Source organism: Tahibacter sp., from assembly GCF_035481375.1.
GTDB lineage: Bacteria > Pseudomonadota > Gammaproteobacteria > Xanthomonadales > Rhodanobacteraceae > Tahibacter.
On the sequence record NZ_DATIGT010000311.1, the window covers coordinates 1 to 10671 of the forward strand.

Genomic DNA, 10671 nt, shown 5'->3' on the forward strand with positions numbered 1-10671 from the left:
AAAAGCCGCCTTCCAGTGCGCTATCTACGTTTCGGGCTCGAAGCCGCAAGGGCGCAATCGGCATCCGGAAGGCGTTTCCCTAAGGGAAAAGTTACCTCGGAAAGAATACAAGGGCGCAATAACCGAAGGGCATTGCGCCATGTCGGGTCCGGCGACGCTACGTGGGGATGGCGTCGCTTTGTGGGGATGGCGTCGCTATGTGGGATGGCGTTGCTATGTGGGATGGCGCAATGCGCTTCGGTTATTGCGCCCTACGGGTTTCTGCTTCGCGCAGCACGCGCAGCACGTTTCCGCTCCAGAGTTTCTGCAGATCCGCTTCCGAGAAGCCGGCGCGACGCAGGCGCGAGGTGATCTCGGGCAATGCGGATATGTCGTCGAGGCCGCGCACGCCGCCACCGCCGTCCCAGTCGCCGCCCATGCAGACATGATCGATGCCGGCAACGTCGATCAGATGCCGCAGGCTCTTCATGAACGCGTCGACATCGACGTTCCAGAGCGGCTCCTTCATGTCGAGCGCGCGCGTCTGCGCGGTCAGCGCCGCCTGTTCAGGCGGCGAGAGTTCCGCGATGCGCTCGAGCCTTCCGAACAACGCCTCGCGCTCGCGCCCGATGTTCATCGCCGACAGATACACCGTCGTCGCGCAGATCACGCCGCCCTGCGCGGCGAGTTTGCGGATCCGCGCGTCGTCGAGATTGCGCGGATGATTCCAGACCGTGCGCGAACCCGAGTGCGACAGCAGCAGCGGTGTTCGCGAGAGTTCCAGCATCTGGTCGAACGCCGCGTCGGATGCGTGGCTCGCGTCGATGATCAGGCCGAGCCGGTTCATCTCGCGCACCCAGTCGCGGCCGAGCGGACTCAGTCCGTTCCAGCGCGGCTCGTCGGTCGCCGAATCGGCGAACTGATTGTTCTTCGTGTGCACGGGACCGGCCATGCGCACGCCGCGCTCGCGGAATTCGGCGAGGAGTTCCAGGTTCTCGCCCAGCGGATAACTGTTCTCCATGCTCATGTAGGCGAAGCGCATTCCGGCTGCGGTCAGTCGCGCCGCATCGTCGGCGCGCGCCGCCGGCGCGATGCGTGCCGGGAGTGCCGCGACCGTTTCCGCAATGCGGTCGGCACGCGTGCGCGCGAACGCGAGCGCACTCGCATAGCCTTCGGGCGTGAGTTCGCCCTGCGCCGTGTAGATCACGAAGAACCCGCCGTCGAGCGCGCCGGCATCCATGCGTGCGAGATCGACCTGCACGAGATCAGTGGCGTAGTCGTGCCGATCGGCGAAGCTCCAGCCTGCGCGGCCGAAATGCATCGGCGTGTCGAGATGCGTGTCGAGGGTCAGCAGGCGGCCGTGCAGGCTTTCGCGTCGCGGCGACGACGTTGCGCAGGCGGCCAGCGCGAGACAGCAACACAGCACGATCGACGGCTTCTTCATGCAGGACCTCGCGACGCGGACGATGACGCGCGAGCATAGTCGGCGCGACGGGCTTGCGCACGTGGTCGCGAGTTCCGGTGCGTTCGAAAAATCACGGCGCGAAACTTTCGGGCGAACAGGCCAGGCGACGACGACCAAGACGACGCGACACTGCAAGGCCCTCCCCCGCAAGCTCGCTTGGGGGAGAGGGTTGGGTGAGGGGGAGAACGTCCGGCGAGGCGCGTCGCAGGGGCGTCGCGATCAACGCGACGACGCGATCGCGACCATCGGACGAGTTGGCTGGCTGATGCTTCTGCCCTCGCCGCAACCCTCTCCCCCGACAGCCGTCGGGGAGAGCGAGCAGTGCGCGCCATTCATGCGGGCTGCTTCCGGAACAGAGGACCGTCGCGGCACGCGCCGTCACATCAGATCGAAGTCCCCGCCCAGCACGCGATCGAGCCTTCCGCTGCGCCAGCCGCGCACGGCGTCGCGCACGAGCGGCGTCGGTTGTTCCTGATAGCGGCGGCACGGTCGCGATTCGACGTCGGGTTCGGCGACGTGGCCGCTCGCGCCGTCCGGGGTCACGCGCACGCGGACGCGCTGGCGCTCGGCGGGGTTCGTGTCGCCGCGTTCGAGCACGTGCAGGCCGCGCTCGTCGCGCAGCGACTGCCAGGCGCCGAAACCGCCGATGAGCACGCGCAGGCTGCCCTGCGCGCGGTTGTGTTCGATCGTGCGTACGCGCATGCCGCGCGTGTCGGCCCAGGTCAGGTACATCTGCGCGATGCGTTCGGCCCAGGCGCGCGTCGCCGCGCCGTCGCGGTCGGCGGCGACGAGTTCGAGCTGCGCGTCTTCGGGTTCGTCGGCGAGCACGGCGTCTATCGCGAGTTCGAGCAGGTGCAGGCGCAGCGCGACATGGCGCACGACGTCGAGCACGCCGCGTCCGCCGCCGGTCAGGCGCGCGAGCAGCGAATGCGCGCCGCGCACGCCGTTCTCGACGCGGTCCATGCGTTCGAGCCGGTCGAGAACGCGCTGGCGGCCGTCGCTGTTCCAGAAGTCGCGCGTCTGCATCGCACTCGCGGCCTGTTCCTTGAGGTCGGTCCACGCCGCATCGTCGAGACGCTGCTCGGCCGCGGCGAGCGCCGCCTGCAGGGTCGCTCGCGCGTTCGCATCGGCAGCGGGGTCGAGCGCGAGCGCGCGCAGGTCGGCGCGCGCCGGCGCCGCCGGCGGCGCGACGGCCGGCGCGTTCGCATCGGGATCGACGAAGCGCACCTGCAGCGCGTCGTGCGCGCCGGTCACGAACAGGAACTGTCCGCCGCTCGGCGCGCGGTTTTCCACAATGGTGCGCGACAGCGGTGCGAGCAGGTACTGGTCGATCGCGCGGCGCAGCGGCCGCGCGCCGAGGTCGGGCGTGAAGCCGCGCTCGAGCAGGAAGTCGACCGCCGACGGCTCCCATTCCACGGCCCAGTCGCGCACGCGGAAGCCGCGGCGCGCGAGCACGAGATCGAGTTCCTTGTGCAGGATGTCGCGCATGACCGCGCGCGACAGCGGCTGGAACACGACGATGCGGTCGAGGCGATTGAGGAACTCGCGGCGGAATGTCGCGAACAGCGCGCGCTCGGCATCGCCGCGCGCCGACGCGTCGTTCGCCGCGACGAAGCCCGGACCGCTGCGGCGCGTGACGGTCGAGCCGACGTTGCTCGTGAGGATGATCAGGCTGTGGCGGAAATCCGCGGTATTGCCCTGGCGGTCGGTCAGGCGGCCGTCGTCGAACAGCTGCAGGAAGAGATCCCAGACGCGCGTGTGCGATTTCTCGAACTCGTCGAGCAGCACGACCGCAAACGGCGTCTGCCGGATGCGCGCGGTCAGCGAGGTCGCGCGCTCGCCGCTGCCTTCGTCGATGAGGCGCCAGTACGCGTCTTCGGACTGGTATTCGCTCATGTCGAAGCGCAGCAGCTTCTCGCGCGAACCGAACAGGTATTCGGCGAGCGCCTTGGCGAGTTCGGTCTTGCCGGTGCCGGTCGGGCCCGCGAACAGGAACACGCCGAGCGGGCGCTGCGGATCGGTCAGGCCGGCCTTGAGCATGCTGATGCGGTCGACGAGCGCGTCGACGGCTTCGTCCTGCCCGATCACGCGGCGCGTGAAGAACGCGCGCACCTCGGCGAGATCGAGCCGCGCGCCGCCGTCGAGGATGTCGAGCGGCAGGCCCGATTGCGCCGACAACGTGGCCAGCACCTGCGTGCGCGTCAGCGGCAGCTGCGGCGGATCGGACTGCAGCGCCGTGCGCAGGGTTTCCTGCAGCAGGCGCAGGCTGCGCCCGGGTTCGACGCGCTCGGGAAACTGCTGCGCGGCGAGACTCATCGCTTCGGCGACGAGTTCGGGCGCCGCGACCGGCCGTTCCGCGCGCTGCTCGGCGCGCTGCGCCCAGACCGCGGCCAGTTCGCGCGTCGCCGCGATGTCGAGCGCGTCGACGTCGAGACCGACGGTCAGATGGCGGATGCGCGGACGCTGCGCGAGCACGCGGCTCCAGGCATCGCGCGGGCTTTCGCCGATCAGCTGGATTTCGTGCTTCTCCAGATGCGGCAGCAGCAGATCGAGGATGCCGGTCGGATCGCTGGTCGTGCGGCCCTTGTCGAGCAGCTGATGCGCCTCGGGCACGTACCAGAGCGTGCGAGGCGCGGCGAGTGCGCGCACGAGCTGGCCGATGCGGCCTTCGAGTTCGCCGATGTATTTCTGTCCGGCCAGGATCTGCGCCGGCGTCGCCTCGACGATGCGCCAGCCCTGGCCGGCGAGTTCGCGCAGGCACTGGCGGATCAGCGTGCTCTTGCCGCTGCCTTCGGGTCCGACCAGCACCGGGCTCGTGCGCGGCTCGCGAACGAGCAGCGCGAGCACGCGGCGGCGCGCGTCCTCGTCGGCCGGCGCGAGCACGTCGTCGTCGCCTTCGTCGGGACCGACGAGGCGGCCGACCTGCAGCAGCACGCCAAGGTCTTCGTGCGCGCGCAGCCGCGCATCGATCTGGCCGGCGAACGCGTCGCCGCGCGCGTGACCGCAGGCGCGCAGCCAGCCTTGCAACGTGCGCAGATGATCGGTATCGGCCGAGGCAATGCCGGTGCCGAACATCGCGTCGATCGGCAGCGCATCGAAATAGCGCTGCAGGTCGGTGCGCGTGACCGGGTGGTCGATCCACCACTCGCTCATGCGCAGCAGCACGCCTTCGAGCGATTCCGGGTGCGGGTGGGCCGCGAGATAGCCGAGCGCGTAGTGCAGCGTGAAGAAACCCAGGCGGTCGAGCGTGCGCACGATGTCGAGCGGTACCACGTCGCCGGCGCGATGCAGCGCGACGAGTGCGGCGCAGCTCAGCGGAACGCTGCGCGACGCGGCTGCCTCGACACGGTCGCGCGGCGTGAACGCATCGCCGGCGAGCAGCTCGACCGCCCGGCCGAACTCGCCCATCGCGCCGAGTTCCTCGGGATGATTGAACGCGTCCATGCGTTCCTGGCACGGCCGCAGCAGCGCGTTGACTTCGTCGCGCGGCGACATCGGCGCGGCAGGCTCCACGGTTTCGGCGACGGCCGCCGCCGCTTCGGCAGGCGCGACGGCGCTTGCGGCGGCCGGCACGCGGTCATCGCGAACCGCGGGTTCCGGACGCCGCGCCGCGCGCAGCCCCCAGGCCGCGAGGAATCCGAGTACCGCGCCTATGACAAATCCGACCATCGTGCCGCCTCCGCGTCGTCCCGACCCGGGAGTTTCCCATAGCCGCGGTTGCGCAGAACCGGCGCCGCCGCATCGTTTTCGGGCGATGTCGCGCCGCAGCAGTCCGATTGCTCATGTATGCCGTAAACGGCATAAGCATCCGGCTTGTGCGGCGCAACGCCGTCGCGCCTGAACGTCCGCGCCCGCCCGCCGCGCTTGACATTGACACCGCGGTACACGCGCGCGAATCGCAAAATGTCGGCGCATCCCCGCGTTGCTGCGCCGCAGCCGCACCAGCGCACGAGTGCCGCTGCCGCGCCCGCTGCGCGCGACAAATCACGAAGTGAACGACGTCACAACTATAAAAACATTCCCGAAACACGGTTGCGGTCGTCGCCCTGCTCGTGTACACCGTCGGCCCGGGAGAGGTGCTCGGCAACGAGCTCGCGACGCTTCCGACCTCGGCAATTGCACGATCCGGGACAGCACGACGCGAACCTGCGCACGTTCGATGACGCAGTCGCAACACCCGGAATCCGCCGCGGCGAACGCGTCGACGTGGAACAGGGGTGGTCCACGACGTTGCAGCGACGGAATCGCGCCGATCGGGTACCGCATGACACGACACAGGGCTTTCGACGACCGCAGCGCGGTCGCGACGGCGTGTTGCGTCCTGCGCGTACGCACGACGGCGCGGTTGCCCGCTGCGCGGCAAGCCGCGCGCCAGTGACACGGAGGTCGAAACGCCGCATCGCGGCCATTCGTACACCGGGAGGGAGTTAGTCGAATGAACGTTTCGCGCAAGAAGATCACGACGCGCCTGTGGAAGGCGCTGCTGCCGGCCTGCCTGCTGTTCGCGATCGGCGGCGGCATCGCTGTCGCCGGCGACGACACCGGCGCGCGGCCGAGCACCATGTCGCTGCAGGTCGACACGTATCGCGGCAAGGCCGACGCATTCCACGCGGTCGAGCTGTTCTCGGCCGCGTCGTCGCGCTCGGCCACGAGCGATGCCGTGACCCAGCTCGCCGTCAGCAGCGGCACGCTGCTCGATCTCGACAAGAACGCGGTCTCCGAGCTTTACCGCAGCCGCCCGAGTTCGCTGACGCTGCGGCTGCCGACGCGCGAGCGCGGCCAGGTCGAACTCGAACTGTTCGAGAACGACATCTTCGCGCCCGACTTCCAGATCACTGCAAGCGGCGGCGAAGACACCAGCAAGATCAGCCGCGGCCTGCACTACCGTGGCATCGTCAAGGGCGATCCGTCGTCCTTCGCCGCGGTCAGCGTGTTCAACGGCGAGATCATCGGCACGTTCTCGACCGTGACCGACGGCAACTGGGTCATCGGCAAACTCGAAGGCGAGAACCCGACCAACCGCCACATCGTCTACGCCGAAGCCGCGATCCTCGACAAGAGCGGCGCGCCGGGATGCGCGATGGGTGCCGACGGCGCACGCGAAAACTTCGCCAAGTACTGGGAAGACCCGGCCGCGAACAAGGGCGCGGACACCGATCAGCCCGAGATGTCTCCGGTCGCGAACGGCCGCGGCGCCGGTGCCGACGCGCTGGAGACCGTGAAGTGCGCGACGGAGTGGATGGAAGCCGAATACGACATCTTCCAGAACCGCGGCAGCCTGCAGGCGGCGACCGACTACGTCACGGCCGTGTTCAACAACTCGGCGACCCTGTACGCGAACGACGGCATCTCGCTGAAGCTGCAGCAGGCCTACATCTGGACCACGGCCGATCCGTACAACGGGTCGAGCTCGACCAGCAACCTGTCGAGCTTCCAGAGCAACCGCGCCGGCAGCTTCACCGGCACGATCGCGCAGCTGCTGACGTTCCGTTCGCTCGGCGGCGGCGTCGCCGCGGGCTTCAGCGGCATCTGCAATTCGTCGCGCTCGGCCAGCATGTGCACGAGTGGGGTGTCCGCGTCGTACAACACCGTGCCGACGTATTCGTGGACCATCAGCGTCGTCACGCACGAAGCCGGCCACCTGCTCGGCTCGCGCCACACGCATGCCTGCGTCTGGAACGGCAACAACACCGCGATCGACGGCTGCTCGGGCCAGACCGAGGGAGGCTGCCCGCTGCCCGGCAACCCGTCCGGCGGCGGCACGATCATGAGCTACTGCCATCTGACCAACGTCGGCATCAACTTCAATCGCGGCTTCGGCTCGCAGCCGGCCACGGTGATCCGCAACCGCGTCGAAGCGGGCAGCTGCCTCGCCAACTGCGACGGCGGCGGTGGCGGCGGCGGCACGCTGACGCGCGGCACGCCGATGACGAATCAGTCCGCCGCGACCGGCTCGGCACTCGCCTACACCATGGCCGTGCCCTCGGGCGCGACGAACCTGACGTTCACGACGTCGGGCGGCACCGGCGACGCCGATCTGTTCGTGCGCTTCGGCAGCGCGCCGACCGACACGGTCTATGACTGCAAGTCCGACGGCTCGACCAACGCCGAAACCTGCACGATCCCTGCACCGAGCGCCGGCACTTACCACGTGCGCCTCAAGGCCTATGCCGCGTTCTCGGGCGTCAGCATCGTCGGCAACTACACCACCGGCGGCGGCGGCACGCAGACCTACAGCAACACCGCCGACTACACGATCAACGACAACGCGACCGTGGACAGCCCGATCACGGTTTCCGGCCGCACCGGCAATGCGCCGACCAACGCGTCGGTCACCGTTGCGATCGTGCATACGTATCAGGGTGACCTGAAAGTCGACCTCGTCGCGCCGGACGGCACGCTGTACAACATCCACAACTACAGCGGCGGCAGCGCCGACAACATCAACAAGACGGTCAACTTCAATCTGTCGAGCGAACCGCTGAACGGCACGTGGCGCCTGCGCGTCAACGACAACGCCGCCAACGACGTCGGCAGGATCGACAGCTGGTCGATCACGTTCTGACGTCGAAAGACCCGTGGGAGGGCGTCGCGGCGAAAGCTGCGGCGTGGACGGGGCGCCGGGCGGGGAACTGCCCGGCGTTTTTGAACCCGGACATCCATTTTGAACGCGGACATCCAGATTCCGATCATTTTGAACGCGGACATCCAGATCCCGATCCGCGTGACACGAAAGCACAACACGAAAGCACAGCACTTTTTCGATTGAACGACCTCGGGGCTGCTATCGCATTTTGAACGCGGACATCCAGATTCCGATCCATTTTGAACGCGGATATCCAGATTCCGATCCGCGTGACACGAAAGCACAGCACTTTTTCGATTGAACGACCTCGGGGCTGCTATCGGACACTCGTAGGACTTGCAGCTCGGCACTCCGAGAAGGGTCGACAACGCAATCCGAAAAAAGCGCGCACGAGGCATCCTCCCTTTCGGGCACCTCGGCAATGCAAGCGATCAGCCCAGTTGTAATGCTAGTCCAATCCCCTTCAGCCACCGCTGCCCCAGCCGTTCTGCTAGCGCGGTCAGATCCAGCGCTGAGCCCGCTGCACGTGCCCAACCACTGCCATAACCGCGGACGCGCATCGTCCAGCGTGCCTGAGATGCGTCGATCGTCGCGAGGATCGCAGGAGCATCGTCGGCGATACGCCCCGGTTTTCCCGGTGCCAGGACACGACCGGTCCAATCAAGGATTTGCAGATAGTCGGCGACGCAAAGCGGCAGCGTCGACAGCGACGGACCAATGAGGGGACGCAACGGTGCGCGTAGATTTTCCGGTGATGCGCGCGAAATCGCGATCCTTTCGCATGCTCCCGTATGTGCGGATGCATCCAGCCGTTCGGCAAGACCGGCGCGAATCGGATTGAGGTCGACGTACGTCATCGCGGCGAGCACTGCACGCTCGTCGCAGAGTAGCTGGCACTTGAAGCGTCCTTCCCAAAATCGCCCCTTGCAACCGTCTTCCTGATTGGCGCGCCGCGCGATTGGTTCGGCAAGGCACCGCATGAGCCAGGAAAGATTGCCGAGCCGTGCACGAATCGTGTTCAAACGCGCGGTGTCGGCCAGCAACTGCTGCCGTCTGAGCGCGACGTCCTCTTTCATTCGAGGAAACAGGCGGATCCAGCGGTCGGCAACGTCTTCGTCACTCCATGTCGATGCGGCGCTCGGGGACATCTGCACGACTATGTGCAGGTGATTGCTCATGATCGCGTAAGCGTGCACAGCAACAGCGAAGCAACCACCGAGAAAACGAAGGCGCTCTTCTATCCATGACTTCCGATGCTCGAAGGAGAGGCCGGAGTAGTGATCATCACCGCAGAGGAACGAACGCCGAACGCAACGCTGAACGCAGTGATAGAAACCATCGGAATCCTGGGGTATCAACTGGGATCGGGCGACCGGCATGTCTACATGATGGCGATACTGAGGTGACAACGCCGCAGGAGAATCGCCCGAAGCCGACTCGGATTTTTCCGGATCGTGTTCGGAAAGCGCTCAAAGAGATCGGGATTCGGGAAGCGACGGCCACTCAAAGTTACGCGGATTCTGGATGTCCGGAAACAACACCTTCGAATTCTGGGTGTCCGGAAAGAACACGGAAAGAACAGGGTGTCCGGAAAGAACACCCCTTCGAATTCTGGGTGTCCGGAAAGAACATGGATGTCCGGAAACAACAGCCCCTCACGTCCGGCAAATCGACACGCCGCCATCCACGAGCATTGCGACGCCGGTAACGAAGCTCGACGCGTCCGACGCAAGATACAGCGCCGATTGCGCAATCTCCTCGGGCTGCGCGAGCCGCTTGAGTGCATGCAGGTTTTCAAGGAATCCGCGCAGTCCGGCCGGCGCGCCGGGCTGGTTCGCGACGTTCATCGCCGTGTCCGTGCCGCCGGGCAACAAGGCGTTGACGCGAATGCCGTGCACGCCGTGCTCCGCGGCCAGCACCCGGGTCAGTCCGATCACACCGGCCTTGCTCGCGGCGTACGCCGCCATGCCGGGAAAGCCCGCGGTCCATCCCACGAACGACGACGTGAAGATCAGCGAGCCGCCGCCGCGCGCACGCATCGCGGGCACCTGATACTTCGCAGCGAGGAATGCGCTGGTCAGATTCGTCTCGATAGTCTCGTGCCACTGTTCCAGCGAAAGATCGGCGACGGGCGCAGCCGTGCCTAGCGTGGCCGCGTTGTTGAACGCGATATCGAGTCCGCCGTAGCGCCGCACGGCCGTGTCGACGAGCTGCTTCGCCATCGTTCCGCTGCGAACATCGCCGGGGACCGCAACGGCCTCGCCGCCGTCAGCGCGGATCTCGTCGACCAGTGCATCGAGTTCGCCCGCACGGCGCGCAGCGACGACTACGCGCGCGCCCTCGCGCGCGAATTGTCGTGCGGTAGCGCGGCCGATGCCGGAACTGGCACCGGTCACTAGGGCGACTTTGTCGGCAAGCATCGGCATGTCGGATTTCCTGGGCAGAGGGACGTGGGCGGACCTTAGCGCCGGCCGCCGCATGCCCCCATCCGATTCTTGCGACAACGCCCGCCTCGCCTGCCAAGCGATCCCGCGCCGTCTTCGGTAAATTCTCGCGAACGCGGACCGGACGCACAGGGGATGCGGAGTGAACGCAGAGGCGTCGACAATCGGCAAAAAGGAACGCGGCCGGTTTCAGAACC

The 10671-nt window shown here is 67.1% G+C and carries 5 protein-coding genes; 1 reads left to right on the top strand and 4 read right to left on the bottom strand.

Features of this window, described 5'->3' with window-relative positions; all coding sequences use genetic code 11:
* Positions 1-241: 241 nt before the first annotated feature.
* Positions 242-1423, bottom strand: coding sequence for a dipeptidase (locus VLF18_RS20545; RefSeq protein ID WP_325281497.1), 1182 nt, complete (start codon positions 1421-1423; stop codon positions 242-244).
* A 399-nt stretch (positions 1424-1822) separates the two neighbouring features.
* A complete protein-coding gene (locus VLF18_RS20550) occupies positions 1823-5113 on the bottom strand; it encodes an AAA family ATPase (protein WP_325281498.1) in 3291 nt (1096 codons plus the stop codon).
* Positions 5114-5879: 766 nt separating this feature from the next.
* Here VLF18_RS20550 and VLF18_RS20555 point away from each other — a divergent pair.
* Positions 5880-8009 (top strand): M12 family metallo-peptidase, encoded by a 2130-nt coding sequence (locus VLF18_RS20555; protein ID WP_325281499.1) that lies wholly within the window; start codon positions 5880-5882, stop codon positions 8007-8009.
* A gap of 452 nt (positions 8010-8461) precedes the next feature.
* Here the strand turns inward: VLF18_RS20555 and VLF18_RS20560 are convergent, their stop codons facing one another.
* Positions 8462-9208 (bottom strand): hypothetical protein, encoded by a 747-nt coding sequence (locus VLF18_RS20560; protein WP_325281500.1) that lies wholly within the window; start codon positions 9206-9208, stop codon positions 8462-8464.
* A 477-nt stretch (positions 9209-9685) separates the two neighbouring features.
* Positions 9686-10456 (bottom strand): SDR family oxidoreductase, encoded by a 771-nt coding sequence (locus VLF18_RS20565; RefSeq protein WP_325281501.1) that lies wholly within the window; start codon positions 10454-10456, stop codon positions 9686-9688.
* Positions 10457-10671: the final 215 nt, after the last annotated feature.